General features: G+C 69.3%; 14 protein-coding genes. 11 read left to right on the forward strand and 3 right to left on the reverse strand.

Annotated features, from left to right (window positions below; translation table 11 throughout):
• Positions 1 to 8: 8 nt before the first annotated feature.
• A complete protein-coding gene (locus OHA58_RS23795) occupies positions 9 to 983 on the reverse strand; it encodes a hypothetical protein (protein ID WP_405481231.1) in 975 nt (324 codons plus the stop codon).
• Positions 984 to 1,168: 185 nt separating this feature from the next.
• On the opposite strand from OHA58_RS23795, the gene OHA58_RS23800 reads away from it, so the two are divergent.
• Positions 1,169 to 3,799, forward strand: coding sequence for a valine--tRNA ligase (locus OHA58_RS23800; protein WP_405481233.1), 2,631 nt, complete (start codon positions 1,169 to 1,171; stop codon positions 3,797 to 3,799).
• 143 nt (positions 3,800 to 3,942) lie between these two features.
• Here the strand turns inward: OHA58_RS23800 and OHA58_RS23805 are convergent, their stop codons facing one another.
• Entirely contained in the window at positions 3,943 to 4,575 is a 633-nt protein-coding gene (locus OHA58_RS23805; protein ID WP_405481235.1) for a hypothetical protein, read from the reverse strand.
• 117 nt (positions 4,576 to 4,692) lie between these two features.
• The gene (locus tag OHA58_RS23810; RefSeq protein WP_405485132.1) at positions 4,693 to 5,691 is read right to left on the reverse strand and encodes a rod shape-determining protein; all 999 of its coding nucleotides are present in this window, start codon (positions 5,689 to 5,691) and stop codon (positions 4,693 to 4,695) included.
• A 133-nt stretch (positions 5,692 to 5,824) separates the two neighbouring features.
• Here OHA58_RS23810 and OHA58_RS23815 point away from each other — a divergent pair, with 133 nt between their 5' ends.
• The 10 genes from OHA58_RS23815 to OHA58_RS23860 all read left to right on the forward strand — a co-directional run bounded on the left by OHA58_RS23815 (position 5,825) and on the right by OHA58_RS23860 (position 18,249).
• Positions 5,825 to 7,336, forward strand: coding sequence for a bifunctional folylpolyglutamate synthase/dihydrofolate synthase (locus OHA58_RS23815; protein WP_405481237.1), 1,512 nt, complete (start codon positions 5,825 to 5,827; stop codon positions 7,334 to 7,336).
• A 6-nt stretch (positions 7,337 to 7,342) separates the two neighbouring features.
• Positions 7,343 to 7,696, forward strand: coding sequence for a DUF4233 domain-containing protein (locus OHA58_RS23820; protein ID WP_116512996.1), 354 nt, complete (start codon positions 7,343 to 7,345; stop codon positions 7,694 to 7,696).
• 49 nt (positions 7,697 to 7,745) lie between these two features.
• Entirely contained in the window at positions 7,746 to 8,159 is a 414-nt protein-coding gene (gene ndk / locus OHA58_RS23825) for a nucleoside-diphosphate kinase (protein ID WP_100594213.1), read from the forward strand.
• Positions 8,160 to 8,474: 315 nt separating this feature from the next.
• Positions 8,475 to 9,494: a rod shape-determining protein gene (locus tag OHA58_RS23830; RefSeq protein WP_059131610.1), complete on the forward strand. Its 1,020-nt coding sequence runs from the start codon at positions 8,475 to 8,477 to the stop codon at positions 9,492 to 9,494.
• A 145-nt stretch (positions 9,495 to 9,639) separates the two neighbouring features.
• Positions 9,640 to 10,587: a rod shape-determining protein MreC gene (gene mreC / locus OHA58_RS23835; protein ID WP_405481238.1), complete on the forward strand. Its 948-nt coding sequence runs from the start codon at positions 9,640 to 9,642 to the stop codon at positions 10,585 to 10,587.
• A gap of 12 nt (positions 10,588 to 10,599) precedes the next feature.
• The gene (mreD, locus tag OHA58_RS23840; protein WP_405481240.1) at positions 10,600 to 11,274 is read left to right on the forward strand and encodes a rod shape-determining protein MreD; all 675 of its coding nucleotides are present in this window, start codon (positions 10,600 to 10,602) and stop codon (positions 11,272 to 11,274) included.
• A 46-nt stretch (positions 11,275 to 11,320) separates the two neighbouring features.
• Positions 11,321 to 13,501, forward strand: coding sequence for a penicillin-binding protein 2 (gene mrdA, locus OHA58_RS23845; RefSeq protein ID WP_405481242.1), 2,181 nt, complete (start codon positions 11,321 to 11,323; stop codon positions 13,499 to 13,501).
• 6 nt (positions 13,502 to 13,507) lie between these two features.
• Positions 13,508 to 14,704 (forward strand): rod shape-determining protein RodA, encoded by a 1,197-nt coding sequence (rodA, locus tag OHA58_RS23850; protein WP_405481244.1) that lies wholly within the window; start codon positions 13,508 to 13,510, stop codon positions 14,702 to 14,704.
• A gap of 61 nt (positions 14,705 to 14,765) precedes the next feature.
• The gene (locus OHA58_RS23855; protein ID WP_405481246.1) at positions 14,766 to 16,262 is read left to right on the forward strand and encodes a CHAD domain-containing protein; all 1,497 of its coding nucleotides are present in this window, start codon (positions 14,766 to 14,768) and stop codon (positions 16,260 to 16,262) included.
• 49 nt (positions 16,263 to 16,311) lie between these two features.
• Complete coding sequence (locus tag OHA58_RS23860; protein ID WP_405481248.1) at positions 16,312 to 18,249, forward strand: TIGR03960 family B12-binding radical SAM protein; 1,938 nt, start codon at positions 16,312 to 16,314, stop codon at positions 18,247 to 18,249.
• Positions 18,250 to 18,282 lie beyond the last annotated feature (33 nt).

The raw sequence follows: 18,282 nt of genomic DNA on the forward strand, positions 1-18,282 counted from the left end.
GAGCGAGGTCAGGACTTGACGCGGACCTCGCCGCGGAGCTTGGTCGACGTGTCTGCGGCGCTCTGCAGATCCGCGCCCTTGCCCGTCATGGCCGTCGCGAGGTCGACGGGGATGACGATGCCGAGCGTGCTGTGGTCACCCCAGATGCAGACCGGCATCGACATCTCCTTGGGAGCGGAGGTGGTCTCGCCGCTGCTGGGCGTGTCGTTCTTGATCTTCGTCTCCTGGCACTTCATCACCGCGCCGTCGGAGTCGAAGCTCTGCGGGTCGCCGACCAGCTCACCGGTGTCGGAGTTGTCCGTCGAAGAGTTCTTCTTCATCTCGGCGAACATCCCGTCGACGACCTTCTCCGGGTCGGAGATCTCGCCGTACACGCCCATGAACTTCAGGTACTTGGCCGCGAGAGGGTTCGTCTTGGCGTCGCCGGCCTCGTAGTCCGCGCCGACGCCCTGGGCGTTCTTGACGCCGTTCTTCTCGGCGTCCTTGACGTCCTTGTCGCTCATGCTGGAGTCGTCGCCGCTCGCCGACTTCTTGTACTCCCCGAGCACCGTCGCCGGCGTCGTCAGCTTGTGAGGGCCGTCGTCCGCCACGGACGAGCCGCCACCGCCGAACATGAAGTACGCGCCCACGCCGATCGCCGCGACCACGGCCACCGCGCCGATGATCAGGCCCGTCTTCTTCTTGCCGCCCTGGGGCGGGCCGGGGGGCGGGGGGACCTGGCCGTAGGGGGCCTGGGGCTGCTGGCCGTAGGGGCCCGGCTGCTGGGGCTGGCTGTAGCCGCCAGGCTGGCCGTACGGCTGCTGCGACTGGCCGTACGGGGGCTGCTGCGGCGGCACGCCCTGCGGGGCCTGCTGCGGGTAGCCGTAGCCGGGCTGGGGCGCGGCCGGGGGCTGCTGCCCGTAGGGGCCCGGCTGCGGCTGGCCGTAGGGTCCGGGCTGCTGAGGCTGCTGCCCGCCGTACGGGCCCGGCTGGTTGTAGCTCATTTCTGGGGTTCCCTCCCGATGCTTATGCGTTCCGAACATCCTGGCGGAAGGTGACCGTGTGTGGGGAACCCAGGGTCGGATCGGTGCCATGTTGTTGAAAGGTTGTGCCAGACGGCCGGGGCGGCCGCCGCGTCGCACGGGAATCCGGTTTCGGGGCACCCCTGCCGCGCCCCTAAACTGGGCCCGTGACCGAGAACACTCAGCAGCAGAATCCAGCGCCCACCACCGAACTGCCGACCCAGTACGCGCCGGCCGAGGTAGAGGGGGCGCTGTACGAGCGCTGGGTAGACCGGGGTTACTTCACCGCTGACGCGAACAGCGAGAAGGAGCCGTACACGATCGTCATCCCTCCGCCGAACGTCACGGGCGCGCTCCACCTGGGCCACGCCTTCCAGGTCACGCTCATGGACGCCCTCACGCGCCGCAAGCGCATGCAGGGCTACGAGACGCTGTGGCTGCCCGGCATGGACCACGCCGGCATCGCGACCCAGAACAAGGTCGAGCAGCAGCTCGCCGAGGAGGGCAAGTCCCGCCAGGACCTGGGCCGCCAGGTGTTCACCGACCGCGTGTGGCAGTGGAAGGACGAGTACGGCGGCCGGATCCTCGACCAGCTGCGCCGCCTCGGCGCGGGCCTCGACTGGTCACGTGAGCGCTTCACGATGGACGAGGGCCTGTCGAAGGCCGTCCAGACCATCTTCAAGAACCTGTACGACGACGGGCTCATCTACCGCGCCGAGCGCATCATCAACTGGTGCCCGCGCTGTCTGACGGCGATCTCGGACATCGAGGTCGACTATCAGGACGACGACGGCGAGCTCGTCTCGCTCAAGTACGGCGAGGGCGACGAGACGGTGGTCGTCGCCACGACCCGCGTCGAGACCATGCTCGGTGACACCGCCGTCGCGGTGCACCCCGACGACGAGCGGTACGCGCACCTGATCGGCAGGCGCATCAAGCTCCCGCTCACCGACCGGACCATCCCGGTCGTCGCCGACACGCACGTCGACCCCGAGTTCGGCACCGGCGCCGTCAAGGTGACGCCCGCCCACGACCCGAACGACTTCGCGATCGGCCAGCGGCACGGCCTGGAGTCCATGACGATCATGGACGAGCGCGGTGTCATCACCGTGCACGGTCCCTTCCAGGGTCTCGACCGCTTCGAGGCGCGCTCCGCGATCGTCGCCGCCCTGCACGAGCAGGGCCGTGTCGTCGCCGAGAAGCGTCCGTACGTCCACTCCGTCGGCCACTGCTCGCGCTGCAAGACCACCGTCGAGCCGCGCCTGTCCCTCCAGTGGTGGGTCAAGGTCGACACGCTCGCCCAGGCCGCCGGTGACGCGGTCCGCGACGGGCGCGTCGCGCTCCACCCGAAGGACATGGAGAAGCGGTACTTCGACTGGGTCGACAACCTCAACGACTGGTGCATCTCACGCCAGTTGTGGTGGGGCCACCGGATCCCCGTCTGGTACGGGCCGAACGGAGAGGTCGTGTGCGTCGGCCCCGACGACCCGATCCCCGGCACGGAGGCCGAGGGCTGGACCCAGGACGAGGACGTCCTCGACACCTGGTTCTCGTCCGGCCTGTGGCCGTTCTCCACGCTCGGCTGGCCGGAGAAGACCCCGGACCTCGAGAAGTTCTACTCGACCGACGTCCTGCTGACCGGCCACGACATCATCTTCTTCTGGGTCGTCCGGATGATGATGTTCGGCCTGTACTCCATGGAGGACCAGGTCCCGTTCAAGACCGTCGCCCTCACCGGTCTCGTCCGCGACGAGTTCGGCAAGAAGATGTCGAAGTCGAACCCGAACGCGGTCGATCCGATCGACTGGATGAACGCGTACGGGTCGGACGCGGTGCGGTTCACGCTGGCCCGCGGCGCCAACCCGGGTGCCGACGTGCCGATCGGCGAGGACTGGGTCCAGGCCTCCCGCAACTTCGCCAACAAGATCTGGAACGCCACGCGCTTCGCGCTGATGAACGGCGCGACGGTCGAGGGCCCGCTGCCGGCGCCGGAGGAGATGACGGCGACCGACCGCTGGATCCTGTCCCGGCTCAACAAGACCGTCGCCGAAGTCGACGCCTTCTACGACGACTTCCAGTTCGCCAAGCTCTCCGACGCCCTCTATCACTTCGCGTGGGACGAGGTCTTCGACTGGTACGTCGAGCTGTCGAAGACGACGTTCTTCGAGGGGGGCGAGCAGGCGAAGGTCTCGGGCCGCGTCCTGGGCGAGGTCCTCGATGTGACGCTGCGTCTGCTGCACCCGATCGTCCCGTTCGTCACCGAGACGCTCTGGACGACGCTGACCGGTGGCGAGAGCCTCGTGATCGCCGAGTGGCCGAGCGACAGCGGCTTCCGTGACGCTGCCGCCGAGAGCGAGATCGAGACGCTCCAGCAGGTCATCACCGAGGTCCGGCGCTTCCGTGCCGACCAGGGTCTTCAGCCCGGTCAGCGCGTGCCGGCCCGGCTCGACCTCGACGGGACCGCGCTCGCTCCGCACGAGGCCGCCATCCGGCAGCTTCTGCGGCTGCAGCCCGAGGGTGACGACTTCTCGGCGACCGCCACTCTGCCGGTCGGCGGTGCGCAGGTCGCGCTCGACCTGTCCGGCACGATCGATGTGGCGGCCGAGCGGAAGCGGCTCGCCAAGGATCTGGCCGCCGCCGAGAAGGAGAAGGCCCAGGCCACGGGCAAGCTCGGCAACGAGGCGTTCCTCGCCAAGGCGCCGGATGCCGTCGTCGACAAGATCCGTGGGCGCCTCGCCAAGGCGGACGAGGACATCGCCCGCATCCAGCAGCAGTTGGAGCGGTTGCCTCAGGCCTGACGTGGCTGACGCCTCCGACGTGCGACGCGACCGACGTACGTGATGTGGACCGACGTACGTGATGTGCGTGATGTGCGGTGAAGGCCCCCTGGAATCCTCATGGTTCCGGGGGGCCTTCGGGTTTCTCCGGGTGGCGGGGGGCTTTACGTTCGTAGCCCCAGGCGTTGCAGCTCCGCGTCCGCCAACGCGTCCAGCACCACCGGGTCCGCCTCTCGCCAGCCCTTCGCCAGCGAGCCCGGGCCGGGGGCCGGGGCGACGTCCGGGTCCAAGTCCGGGTCCAGGTCCAGGTCCGGGGTCTCGTCGGGCGCGGCCGGGAGCAGGCCCGCCGTCGCCGCCAGTTCGTCCAGAGGACGCAACAGCGCCCTCAGCGCCAGTAGTTCACGGCCGTCCTCCGTCGCCGCCAGCTCCTGCGCTGCCGCCGCCTGGCGCGTCCAGCGGATGCGGCGGGGCAGCCACACCGTGAGCATCAGGCCGACCGGGATCACGAAGAGCGCCACCGCGCCCAGGACCGCGAGGGCCTGTGCGGCCGCGGGGCCCTGCGGAGCCGGTGCCGCGCTCACGATCCGGTCGCCCGCGTGCGCCACGCCCCGCAGCGCTCCGTCCACCGAGCTGCCGAGGAGCGGGATGCGGGGGCGGTGAGGGGCTGGTTGGGACGCCGGCTGTACCAGCCGGTGCACGGCCAGTGCCACCGCTGCCCAGAGCGCCGTCCACAGCAGGGCGGCGCCGTCGCCCAGGAGCTGGCGTGCGCGGCGGCCGGGGTTGTGTGCGTACCACATGGTCCGATTGGACCTTCTCCGTACGGGGCCGGGGGCGCACCGCGCCGGGGGGTCTTCCGGCGTCCCCGGTTCGGGTCAGCCCTTTCCGGCCCCCACGCACCCTTGGGTTCAGGCCACTTACGCGGCCTTCAGCAGGCGCTGGAGCGAGTCGAAGTCCTCCACGCACTTGCCGCAGCCCAGCGCCACGCTGTCCAGTGGGGCCTCTGCGGGGAAGACGGGGATGCCTGTCGCCTCCGTCATGCGCAGGTCCAGGCCCGGAAGCAGCGCGCCGCCGCCCGTCAGCACGATGCCGTGCTCCATGACGTCGCCGGAGAGCTCCGGCGGGCACTCCTCGAGGGTCGCCCTGAGCGCCGAGACGATCGCTTCGACGGGGGAGTTGAGGGCTTCCCGGACCTCTTGGGTGGTGAGGGTTGCGGTGTGGGGGAGGCCGGCCAGCCTTTGACGGCCTCGCACCGTGAAGGTGCCCGTTTCGGAGAGTTCCTCGGCCGGGGCCGCTGAGCCGATGGCCAGTTTGACCGCCTCTGCGGTGCGTTCGCCGATCAGCAGGCCGTGTTCCTTGCGTACGTGGTCCGTGATCGCCTCGTCCATGCGGTCGCCCCCGACGCGCAGGGACTGTGCGGTGACGATGCCGCCCAGCGAGATCACCGCCACCTCCGTGGTGCCGCCGCCTATGTCCACGACCATCGAGCCGCGCGCCTCGGCCACCGGGAGGCCCGCGCCTATCGCCGCGGCCATGGGTTCCTCTATGACGTGGACCGCCCGGGCTCCGGCTCGTCGTGCCGCGTGGACGATCGCCCGGCGCTCCACCGGCGTGACCCCGCTCGGGACGCAGATGACCATGCGGGTCCTGGGGCGGCGGCCCGGGACCGCCTTGCGCACGAAGTGGCGGAGCATCTCCTCCGCCGCCTCGTAGTCGCTGATCACGCCGTCGCGGAGGGGGCGGATCGCGGTGATGGAGCCCGGGGTGCGGCCGAGCGTCTCCTTGGCTTCCGTGCCGACGGCGACGGTCGTCTTGTTCTGTTTCAGCGCCACCACAGACGGCTCATTGAGCACGATCCCCTTGCCGCGTACGTAGAGAAGAGTGTTGGCGGTGCCGAGATCGATGCCTATGTCCATGATCGCCAAGTTTGCAGGGTGATGCCGCGGTCCGGATGGACCAAGGTCCCGAAACGGACGGGCCGAAAGTCCCCGACCTGCCGGGTGGGGTGCGGGCCGGGCCGTGTCGGTGGTTCTCCGTAGACTGGCTTGTGTGAGTGAGCTCCCCCCGCGTGACAGCGGCGAATCCGACGGCTTCGACGACATCGTGGACGCCGAGACCGAGCGTGACCCCGATCTGGCACTGATCGAGGCCGGCAGCCGTACCCTCCGGACGCAGGGAGGTGCTCCGCAGGGGGACGGCGTGCCCGGGCGGCCGCAGGATCCCCAGGTGGCCGAGGCCCTGCGAGAGGTCGAGACCGAGCTCGCGGGGCGGTGGGGCGAGACCAAGCTGGAGCCGTCCGTCTCGCGTATCGCCGCTCTGATGGACGTGCTCGGTGACCCGCAGCGCGCCTATCCCTCGATCCACATCACGGGGACGAACGGCAAGACGTCCACGGCCCGCATGATCGAGGCCCTTCTCGGCGCTTTCGAGCTGCGCACCGGGCGTTATACGTCGCCTCACGTCCAGTCGATCACCGAGCGCATCAGTCTCGACGGTGCGCCGATCGACTACGAGCGGTTCATCGAGACCTATCGGGACATTGCCCCGTATGTGGAGATGGTCGACCAGAAAGAGGAATTCCGGCTTTCCTTTTTCGAGGTGCTCACGGGGATGGCGTACGCCGCCTTCGCCGACGCGCCGGTCGATGCCGCCGTCGTCGAGGTCGGAATGGGCGGCAGCTGGGATGCCACCAATGTGATCGACGCTTCGGTGGCCGTCGTGACGCCCATCGATCTGGACCACACGGACCGGCTGGGCTCCACCTCTGGCGAGATCGCCCAGGAGAAGGCCGGGATCATCAAGCAGGGCGCCACGGTGATCATGGCGCAGCAGCCCGTCGACGCCGCTCAGGTGCTCCTGAAGAAGGCCGTCGACGTGGACGCCACCGTGGCCCGGGAAGGGCTCGAGTTCGGCGTCGTCTCCCGGCAGGTCGCCGTGGGCGGGCAGCTGTTGACCCTGCGCGGGCTCGGCGGCGAGTACGACGGCATCTTCCTCCCGCTGCACGGCGCCCACCAGGCGCACAACGCGGCTGTCGCGCTGGCCGCCGTCGAGGCCTTCTTCGGGATCGGGGCCGAGCAGGCCCGGCTGCTCGATGTGGACACCGTCCGCCAGGCCTTCGCCGGTGCCACGTCGCCCGGCCGGCTCGAGGTCGTGAGGCGCTCGCCGACCGTGGTGCTCGACGCCGCGCACAACCCGGCCGGCGCCCGCGTCGCCGCCGAGGCCATCAGCGAGGTCTTCGACTTCAGCCGGCTGGTGGGAGTCGTGGGAGCGAGCGGCGACAAGAACGTGCGCGGGGTGCTGGAGGCCTTCGAGCCGATCTTCGCCGAGGTCGTCGTCACGCAGAACTCCAGCCATCGCGCGATGGACGCCGACGAGCTCGCCGCCATCGCGGTCGAGGTCTTCGGGGACGAGCGCGTGCAGGTCGAGCCCCGCCTCGACGACGCTCTCGAGGCCGCCATCACGCTGGCCGAGGAAGAGGGCGAGTTCTCCGGCGGCGGTGTGCTCGTCACCGGCTCCGTGATCACTGTCGGCGAGGCCCGGCTGCTGTTGGGGAAGGGCTGATCCGCTGTGCGCGTGCTGTGTTCATCGACCCTGATCGGTGAGTTCTTCGTCATCGGCTTCGCCGGACTCGTCGCCATGAAGGACCCCGACCTCTCGGGCGGGGTCGTGTGGGGCGTGTGCGGTGTCGCCATGCTGCTGTCCGTGCTGCTGTGCGGGGCGCTCGGGCGGCGCGGCGGCATCGAGTTGGGGTGGGTGCTTCAAGCGGCGCTCGTCGCCAGCGGGTTCGTCGTGCCGATGATGTTCATCCTGGGCCTCTGCTTCGCCGGGCTCTGGTGGGCCTCCGTCCACTTCGGCCGCAGGATCGACGAGGCCAAGGCCAGGTGGGCCGCCCAGGCCGAGGCCGGAGGTAACACCGCGTAGCCGTGCCCGGTATCGTGCGGACATCCCACGAAGATTTTGGAGCCGCACCATGAGTCAGCGCACTCTTGTCCTTCTCAAGCCCGACGCCGTCCGCCGCGGTCTCGTCGGCGAGATCATCGGCCGGATCGAGCGCAAGGCCGGCTGGACGATCAGCGCGCTGGAGCTGCGGAACCTGGACCAGGACACCCTGGAGCAGCACTACGGCGAGCACAAGGGCAAGCCCTTCTACGAGCCGCTGGTCGCCTTCATGGCGTCCGGGCCCGTGGTGGCTCTCGTCGTCGAGGGTGAGCGGGTCATCGAGGGTGTGCGTCAGCTGGCCGGCCCGACCGACCCGATCGCCGCCGCTCCGGGCTCCATCCGTGGCGACTTCGGCACCATCGTCCGCGAGAACCTGATCCACGCCTCGGACTCGGAGGAGTCGGCCGAGCGCGAGCTGAAGATCTTCTTCCCTGGACAGGTGTAGTCCGGTCCGTGAGACCGGAAAGTTCTTTTTCTGACGCTGCGTCAGTCGCGAAGCGCCGCTGAACAGGGGCGGCCGAAGAAATTCGGCCGCCTTTTGGCATATGCGCCCCCATTGGGGGAACGCGACACTCCGTCGGCACGTCCCCATTAGCGGAGCGGGGATTCATCTGCTGACAATGGCGAAGACCCTCGCGCCGTGTTCGTGCAGGCGAGACTACGATGTAAGCCTCCACGCCACTCGCACCCACCTCGCCTACCTAACAAGCCATCAAACGCTCCACTTGGGAAGGCCAGACGAATCCTGATGGGGAACTCAATGTCGTTCATCGGCCGTGACATGGCTGTCGACCTCGGGACCGCCAACACGCTGGTGTACGTCAGGGGTCGCGGGATCGTACTCAACGAGCCGTCCGTCGTCGCGATCAACACCAACACCGGCGGCATCCTCGCTGTCGGCGCCGAAGCCAAGAAGATGATCGGCCGCACGCCGGGCAACATCGTCGCCGTGCGACCGCTGAAGGACGGCGTGATCGCCGACTTCGAGATCACCGAGCGCATGCTCCGCTACTTCATCCTGAAGATCCACAAGCGGCGCTACCTCGCTCGCCCCCGTGTCGTGGTGTGTGTGCCCTCCGGCATCACTGGTGTCGAGCGCCGCGCGGTCATCGAGGCCTCCTCGCAGGCCGGTGCCCGCCAGGTGCACATCATCGAGGAGCCCATGGCCGCGGCCATCGGCTCCGGCCTCCCGGTCCACGAGGCCACGGGCAACATGGTGGTCGACATCGGCGGCGGCACCACCGAGGTCGCGGTGATCTCGCTCGGCGGAATCGTCACAGCACAGTCCATCCGGGTCGCCGGGGACGAGCTGGACAACGCGATCATTCAGCACATCAAGAAGGAGTACTCGCTGCTTCTTGGTGAGCGGACTGCCGAGCAGATCAAGATCACGATTGGCTCCGCGTACGACCTCGACTCCGACGAACACACCGAAATCCGCGGGCGCGACCTCGTGTCCGGGCTCCCGAAGACCGTCGTCATCTCGGCCGCCGAGGTGCGCAAGGCGATCGAGGAACCGGTCAACGCGATCGTCGACGCCGTCAAGACGACCCTGGACAAGTGCCCGCCCGAGCTGTCGGGCGACGTCATGGACCGGGGCATCGTGCTCACTGGCGGCGGCGCCCTGCTGCGCGGCCTCGACGAGCGGCTGCGCCGTGAGACGGGCATGCCGATCCACATCGCCGAGGACCCCCTCGACAGCGTGGCGCTCGGCTCCGGCAAGTGCGTCGAGGAGTTCGAGGCACTCCAGCAGGTGCTGGACGCCCAACCGCGCAGATGACCTGACGCGAGACGTCCGCCGTACGAGTGCCTGACACTTCGTACGGCGGATCGTTGATATATAGGCAAGGCGTAAGAATTCCCCATAACCTGCGGTGCCTCAGGGTTTCCGCAGAATCCGATTGAGGAAGGCACGGCCGCCGCACGTGAGGGACACACGAGAGAGCCGGCTGCTCCTGGTGCTGCTGATCGCCATCGCGTTCGCACTGATCACGGTGGACATCCGCGGTGGGGAGGACTCGCCGGTCGACGGTGCCCGCCGGGCCGCCGCCACGGTCTTCGGCCCCGTGGAGAACGGCGTCTCCAGCGCAGTCGACCCGATCGGCAACGCCATAGCTGCTGTCAAGGACTCCGGTGAGCGGCACAACCGCGTCAGCGAACTGGAGCGCGAGAACGCCGCCTTGAAGGCGAAGCTCGGCAGCGACGACCGCAACCGAAGCAAGATCCGCCAGCTCGACTCCATGCTGAAGACGGCGGGCGCAGGGCAGTACGGCATCAAGGGGGCCCAGGTCATCGCCATAGGAGCAGCCCAGGGGTTCTCCTGGACCGTCACCATCGACTCCGGCGCCAACGACGGCCTCAAGCGGGACATGACCGTTCTGAACGGGGACGGGCTCGTGGGGCGCGTGACCACCGTAGGACCCAACACCGCGACCGTCCTGCTCGCCAACGACCCCGACTTCACCGTCGGCACCCGCATGGAGCGCACCGACGAGCTCGGCTTCGCCTCCGGACAGGGCGACCGGCCGCTGCGCGTGCAACTGCTCAACGGCAAGGCCAAGGTCAAGAAGGGCGACCGTCTGGTGACCTTCGGGTCCCAGGCCGACAAGCCGTTCGTGCCCGGCGTGCCCGTGGGGCAGGTGGTGCGCGTCGATCCGGCCGGCGGCGACCTGACCCGGACGATCTATGTGAAGCCGTACGTCGGATTCACCAAGCTCGACGTCGTGGGCGTGGTCGTGCAGGCTCCGCGCACCGATCCGCGCGACGAGGTGCTGCCGACCAAGCCGGCCAAGCCCAAGCCGACGCCCACCGTCACCGTCACGGCCACGCCGTCCGGGCCCCCGGCCGACGCCAACGGCATCGACGAGCAGTAGGAGCTGGATCCCATGCGCTTCAACCGGTTGCTGCTCTCCACCACCCTGGTGATCGTCGCCCTGGTCGTCCAGGTGTGCGTACTCGCCCGTCTCCAACTGCCCGGCGCCGTGCCGGACCTCGTGCTCCTGACCGTCGTCGGCCTCGCCCTCGTGTACGGCAATGTCGGCGGCGCGTTCATCGGGTTCGGCGCGGGTCTGCTCGCCGACCTGGCGCCGCCCGCCGACCACGCCGCCGGGCGCTACGCCCTCGTGCTGTGCGTCGTCGGCTACCTCGTCGGCCTCGCCAAGCCGGACAACGGCCAACTCAGGTCGGCCTTCGGCCCGATGGTCGTGGTCGTCGCCGCGGCCATCGGCTCGACCCTGCTCTACGCGGTCGTCGGAGCCCTCGTCGGCGACACCGCCGCCCGCCATGTGGGCATCGGCAGCCTGCTGTTCACGGCCGCGCTCTACGATCTGCTCCTCGCGCCGTTCACCGTGCCGTTCATCATCGCCCTGGCCAGACGCGCCGAGAACGATCCGCTCGCCGATTCCTCGCCCGGCGCCGGCAAGGCGACCGACGTCACCGCCGGCTGGCTCTCCTCCGGCACCGGCCTGCGCATCGGCAACCAGCGCGGCGGACTCCGCGTGAAGGCCGCCAGGACGCGCACCGCGCGGGCCGGCCGCATCAAGGGGGTCAAGCGCCTGTGACCGCCGCGCACATCACCGCGTACACGCACTGAGAGGGGGAGGCAGCATGACCAACATTCCCGAGACCGGGCGGACCCCACGCGTCCAGATCCGGCTCGTCATCCTCCAGATCCTGGTCCTGTCCCTCCTGCTCACCCTCGGCGGCCGCCTCTGGTACCTCCAGATCCGCAACGGCGCCGAGTACGCCAAGGAGGCCTCCGGCAACCACGTCCAACAGGTCGTCAGCCCCGCCGTGCGCGGCTCGATCCTGGACGCCCGCGGTGTGCCGATCGCCGACAACGAGACCCGCCTGGTCGTCTCCGCGTCCCGCACGGACCTGATGAAGATGCCCGACGACGGCAAGGCCGTTCTCGCCAAGCTCGCCGACGTCCTCGGGATGAAGTCCAGGGACGTCACGGAGAAGGTCCGCCTCTGCGACGCCAAGACGCCGCAGCCCTGCTGGAACGGCTCGCCCTACCAGCCCATCCCGATCACGGACGAGGCCACGCCCAAGCAGGCCCTCCAGATCCGCGAGCGCTCCGAGGACTTCCCCGGCATCACCGCCGAGCCCGAGGCCGTACGCCGCTACGCGGGACCGGGCGACTCCAACACCGCGCAGGTCCTCGGCTACCTCTCGCCCGTCACTGACGCCGAGATCGAGAAGGCCAAGGACACCTCGTCGCCGTACCTGCGCTCCGACCAGGTCGGCCGCTCCGGCCTCGAGCGCACCTACGACAAGGAGCTGCGCGGCAAGGCCGGCGTCACCCGCTACGAGGTCGACAACCTCGGCCGCGTCATCGGGCGCGCCAAGAGCGACCAGGCCGAGCCCGGCGCCAACGTCGTCACCTCGATCGACGCCCGCGTGCAGGGCGTCGCCGAGCGCGAGCTCAACGAGGCGATGAAGGCCGCCCGCCAGCAGTTCGACAAGATCACCGGCGAGAACTACAAGGCCGACTCCGGCGCGGTCATCGTCATGGAGGCCAAGACCGGCCGGATCGTCTCCATGGCGTCCGCACCGTCGTACGACCCGAACGTCTGGATCGGCGGCATCTCCGCCAAGGACTACAAGCAGCTCACCGGCAAGGGCTCCGACTACCCGCTGCTCAACAGGGCCATTCAGGGTCAGTCCGCGCCCGGTTCGACGTTCAAGGTGATCTCCACGGCCGCCGCGGCCGAAGCCGGCTACAAGTGGGACGGCGACTACCCCTGCACCAGCTCCTACTCGGTCGGCGGCCAGGTTTTCAAGAACTTCGAGGGGGAGAACTTCGGCCCCATCTCTCTCGGCCGCGCGCTGGAAGTCTCCTGCGACACCGTCTTCTACGGCCTCGCCGACCGGGAGTGGAAGAAGGACGGCGGCATCAACCCGAAGGGGACCCCCAAGGACTACTTCTACAAGGCCGCCCACCAGTTCGGCCTCGGCAAGACCACCGGCATCGACCTTCCCAACGAGGTCACGGGCCGCGTCCCCGACCGCCAGTGGAAGAAAGCCTTCTGGGAGGCCAACAAGGACAGCTGGTGCAAGACCGGCAAGAAGGACGGCACCTACGTCGAGAAGATCGCCTACGAGAACTGCCTCGAGGGCAACAAGATGCGCGAGGGCGACTCGATCAACTACTCCATCGGCCAGGGCGACACCCTCCTCACGCCGATTCAGGAGGCCATGATCTACGGGGCCCTCGCCAACGGCGGCACCGAGTACGTCCCGACCATCGGCAAGGCGATCATCAGCGCCGACGGCAAGACGGTCAGGGAGATCAAGCCCCAGGTCAAGGCCAAGCTCCCGATCACCAAGGCGACCCTCAAGGGCATGGACGACGCCCTCGCCGGCGTCGTCACCCGCGGTACCGCCGCCTGGAAGTTCGGCGGCTGGCCCCAGGACAAGATCCCGCTGCACGCCAAGACCGGCACCGCCGAGGTCTACGGCAAGCAGACCACGTCATGGCTGGCCACGTACTCCAAGGACTACTCGGTCATCATGACGATCTCCCAGGCCGGTACGGGCTCCGGAGCCTCCGGTGAGGCCGTCCGCAAGATCTACAACGCGCTGTACGGCGTCTCCGCCGACGGCACGATCGACAAGAAGAAGGCCCTGCTGCCCGAGCCGGAAAAGAACCTGCCGAAAATCCAGCGGGACGGCTCGATCGACGCACCGACCATCAAGCCCTATAAGCCCGCCGAGCCGAGCCCGTCCCCCGAGCAGGAACTGGCGGCGGTCATCGGCACCCCGGTCACCGGAAGGCGGGACTGACGCACCATGGCTGGCACCAACGGCTTCTCCGTCTCCGGGTACGGCCCCGAGCGCTCCACCCTCGCCCGGCTCATGGCCAGGGACTCGCTGCTGCGCCGCCTCGACTGGCCGATCCTCCTGTCGTCGCTCGCCCTGTCCCTCATCGGCTCGGCGCTCGTCTACTCGGCGACCCGCAACCGCACCGTGATCAACCAGGGCGACCCGTACTTCTTCCTGTTCCGGCACCTCATGAACACCGGCATCGGCTTGGCCCTGATGATCGGCACGATCTGGCTCGGCCACCGCACCCTGCGCACGGCCGTGCCGATCCTCTACGGCGCCTCGGTCTTCCTGATGCTGCTGGTGCTGACCCCGCTCGGCGACACGATCAACGGACAGCGCAACTGGCTGTCCGCGGGCGGAGTGTCGCTCCAGCCCGCCGAGTTCGCCAAGATCACGATCATCCTGGGCATGGCGATGCTGCTGGCCTCACGGGTCGACGCGGGCGACAAGCAGTACCCCGACCATCGCACGGTACTGCAGGCGCTGGGCCTCGCTGCCGTCCCGATGCTCGTCGTGCTGCTCATGCCCGACCTCGGCACGATCATGGTCGCGGCCATCATCGTGCTCGGTGTGCTGCTCGCCTCCGGCGCCTCCAACCGCTGGGTGTTCGGCCTGCTCGGCGCGGGTGTGCTCGGCGCGATCTCCGTCTGGCGGCTGCACATCCTCGACGAGTACCAGATCAACCGCTTCGCCGCGTTCGCCAACCCGGCGCTCGACCCAGCCGGCGTCGGCTACAACACCAACCAGGCCCGTATCGCGATCGGCTCGGGCGGCCTCACCGGCACCGGCCTCTTCCACGGCTCCCAGACCACCGGCCAGTTCGTCCCCGAGCAGCAGACCGACTTCGTTTTCACCGTCGCCGGCGAGGAACTCGGCTTCGCCGGAGCCGGGCTGATCCTGCTCCTGCTCGGCGTCGTCCTGTGGCGCGCCTGCCGCATCGCCCGCGAGACGACCGAGCTCTACGGCACGATCGTCGCCGCCGGGATCATCGCCTGGTTCGCCTTCCAGGCCTTCGAGAACGTCGGCATGACGCTCGGCATCATGCCGGTGGCGGGCCTGCCCCTGCCGTTCGTGTCGTACGGAGGATCGTCCATGTTCGCCGTCTGGGTGGCGATCGGGCTCCTCCAGTCGATCCGCGTGCAAAGGCCCATGTCGGCGTAGGGAAGAGCCTGGTCTGCCAGGGGGTCTGCCCAGAATCCGGATTCGCGACTAAATTCGGTTCATGACGGAGACCAAGCGCGAGATCGAGCGGAAGTACGACGCGCCCGTGGCCGACGAAGGCTTCGGGCTGCCGGATCTGAGCCGTGTCGCCGGGGTCTCGGCCGTCATCGACAAAGGCGTCGTCGACCTCGACGCCGTCTACTACGACACCGCCGACCAGCGCCTCGCGGCCGCCGCGATCACCCTGCGGCGCCGCACCGGCGGCGCCGACGCGGGCTGGCACCTCAAGCTCCCCGTCTCCCTCGCCGAGGGCGTACGGGACGAGATCCGGGCCCCGCTCTCCGACGACGTGCCCCGCGACCTCACCGGCCTCGTGCGCTCCCGGGTGCGCGAGGCCGATCTCGTACCCCTGATGCGGCTGCGCTCCTCGCGCGACGTCCGCGATCTCACCGGCGCCGACGGCGCGCTCCTCGCCGAGGTCAGCGTCGACGGCGTACGGGCCGAGCGGCTCACCGGCGGGGCCGGCGCCGCCGCCTGGACCGAGATCGAGGTCGAGCTGGCGGACGGCGGCGACCCGGCGTTCCTCGGCAAGGTCGAGAAGAAGCTCCGCAAGGCGGGCGCGAGCCGCTCGGCCTCCACGTCGAAGCTCGCGCGGGCGCTCACGGAGACCGGCATCGGCCCGCGCCCGCCCCGGCCCGCCGACGACCCCGAGACCCCCGCCGACCACGTCCTCGCCTACCTCAGGGACCAGCGCGACGCGATCGTCGACCTCGACCCCGCCGTCCGGCGCGATCTGCCCGACGCGGTGCACCAGATGCGCGTCGCCACCCGCCGGCTGCGCAGCGCCCTGCGCTCGTACGGGAAGATCCTCGACCGGGCCGTGACGGATCCGATCGGCGACGAGCTGAAGTGGATCGCCGGTGAGCTCGGGATCGACCGCGACCAGGAGGTCCTGACCGAGCGGCTGACCGCGGCCCTCGACGCACTGCCGCGCGAGCTGTCCACAGGCCCCGTCCGCACCCGGCTGCGGACCTGGTCGCGGGCCCGGCGCTCCGGCTCGCGCCGCCATCTGATCGCCGTACTCGACGGCAAGCGTTACCTCGCGCTCCTCGCCGCCCTCGACGCACTCGTCGACGCGCCCCCGCTGCGGGCCGAGCAGCCGGAGAACGCCCTGGCCAAGGCCGTGCGACGGGACTACAAGCGGCTCGCGGGACATGTCGAGGAGGCGCTCGCCGAGGATCCCGGCCATGCGCGCGACCTCGCCCTGCACGGCGCCCGCAAGGCCGCCAAGCGCACCCGGTACGCGGCCGAGGTCGCCGCGCCCGCGCTCGGCGACCAGGCGAAGGAGGTCGGCAGGCACGCGAAGGCGCTCCAGACCCTGCTCGGCGAGCACCAGGACAGCGTGATGGCGCGCGAGGCGCTGCGCGACCTGGCGGCGCAGGCCCACGCGGCGGGGGAGAGCTCCTTCACGTACGGGCTGCTGTACGGGCGCGAGGAGGCGCGCGCCGAGCGGGCCGAGGCGGAGCTGCCACCGCTGTGGGCGAAGGCTGTCTCCTGACCGAGTTACGCTTGACAGTCATCCATGTCAGCTCACGAAGGTCCCGGGTATGCCTGCCGAAGCCGCAGAGTCGGTTTTTCCACAGCTCGAAGCTTTGCTCCCGCATGTGCAGAAGCCGATCCAGTACGTGGGCGGTGAGCTCAATTCCACCGTCAAGCCGTGGGAGAGCTCCGACGTCCGCTGGGCGCTCATGTACCCGGACGCCTACGAGGTCGGGCTCCCGAACCAGGGCGTCATGATCCTCTACGAGGTGCTGAACGAGCGCGAGGGCGTCCTCGCCGAGCGCACGTACAGCGTCTGGCCGGACATGGAAGCGCTGATGCGCGAGCACAAGGTGCCGCAGTTCACCGTGGACTCGCACCGGCCGCTCAAGGCGTTCGACGTGTTCGGGCTCTCCTTCTCCACCGAGCTCGGCTACACGAACATGCTCACGGCCCTGGACCTCGCCGGCATCCCGCTGGCGGCCAAGGACCGCACGATCGACGACCCGATCGTCCTCGCGGGCGGCCACGCGGCCTTCAACCCCGAGCCGATCGCCGAGTTCATCGACTGCGCCGTCATCGGTGACGGCGAGCAGGCCGTCCTCGACATGACGGAGATCATCCGCGCCTGGAAGGCCGAGGGGTGCCCCGGCGGCCGCGAGGAGGTGCTGTTCCGCCTCGCGAAGACGGGCGGTGTCTACGTCCCCGGGTTCTACGACGTCGAGTACCTGCCGGACGGCCGCATCGGCCGCGTCGTGCCGAACAGGTCCGGCGTGCCGTGGCGCGTCAGCAAGCACACCGTCATGGACCTCGACGAGTGGCCGTACCCGAAGCAGCCCCTCGTCCCGCTCGCCGAGACCGTCCACGAGCGGATGTCCGTCGAGATCTTCCGCGGCTGCACCCGCGGCTGCCGTTTCTGCCAGGCCGGCATGATCACGCGCCCCGTGCGGGAGCGAAGCATCACCGGCATCGGCGACATGGTCGAGAAGGGTCTCAAGGCGACGGGCTTCGAGGAGGTCGGCCTCCTCTCCCTCTCCTCCGCGGACCACTCCGAGATCGGTGACATCGCGAAGGGCCTCGCCGACCGGTACACCGAGGACAAGATCGGCCTGTCGCTGCCGTCCACCCGTGTGGACGCGTTCAACGTCGACCTGGCCAACGAGCTCACGCGCAACGGCCGCCGTTCCGGCCTGACCTTCGCCCCCGAGGGCGGCTCCGAGCGCATGCGCAAGGTCATCAACAAGATGGTCTCGGAAGAGGACCTCATCCGGACCGTCGCCACGGCGTACGGCAACGGCTGGCGTCAGGTGAAGCTGTACTTCATGTGCGGCCTGCCCACCGAGACCGACGAGGACGTCCTCCAGATCGCCGACATGGCGATGAACGTGATCCAGAAGGGCCGCGAGGTCTCCGGCCAGAACGACATCCGCTGCACGGTCTCCATCGGCGGCTTCGTGCCCAAGCCCCACACCCCCTTCCAGTGGGCCCCGCAGCTGTCGTCGGAGGAGACGGACGCCCGCCTCACGAAGCTGCGCGACAAGATCCGCGGCGACAAGAAGTACGGCCGCTCCATCGGCTTCCGCTACCACGACGGCAAGCCCGGCATCGTCGAGGGCCTGCTCTCCCGCGGCGACCGCCGCATCGGCTCCGTCATCCGCGCGGTCTACGAGGACGGCGGCCGCTTCGACGGCTGGCGCGAGCACTTCAGCTACGACCGCTGGATGGCCTGCGCCGAGAAGACGCTGCCCGAGTTCGGTGTCGACGTCGACTGGTACACGACGCGTGAGCGCACGTACGAGGAGGTCCTGCCCTGGGACCACCTGGACTCCGGTCTCGACAAGGACTGGCTCTGGGAGGACTGGCAGGACTCGCTCGACGAGACCGAGGTCGAGGACTGCCGCTGGACGCCGTGCTTCGACTGCGGCGTGTGCCCGGCGATGCAGACCGAGATCCAGGTCGGCCCGACGGGCAAGAAGCTGCTGCCGCTGACCGTGGTCAACAAGTAGCCCGACGACGTGGGTTGAGGGGCCGGGACGCCG

This window comes from Streptomyces sp. NBC_00009, assembly GCF_045040855.1.
GTDB classification, from domain to species: domain Bacteria; phylum Actinomycetota; class Actinomycetes; order Streptomycetales; family Streptomycetaceae; genus Streptomyces; species Streptomyces aureus.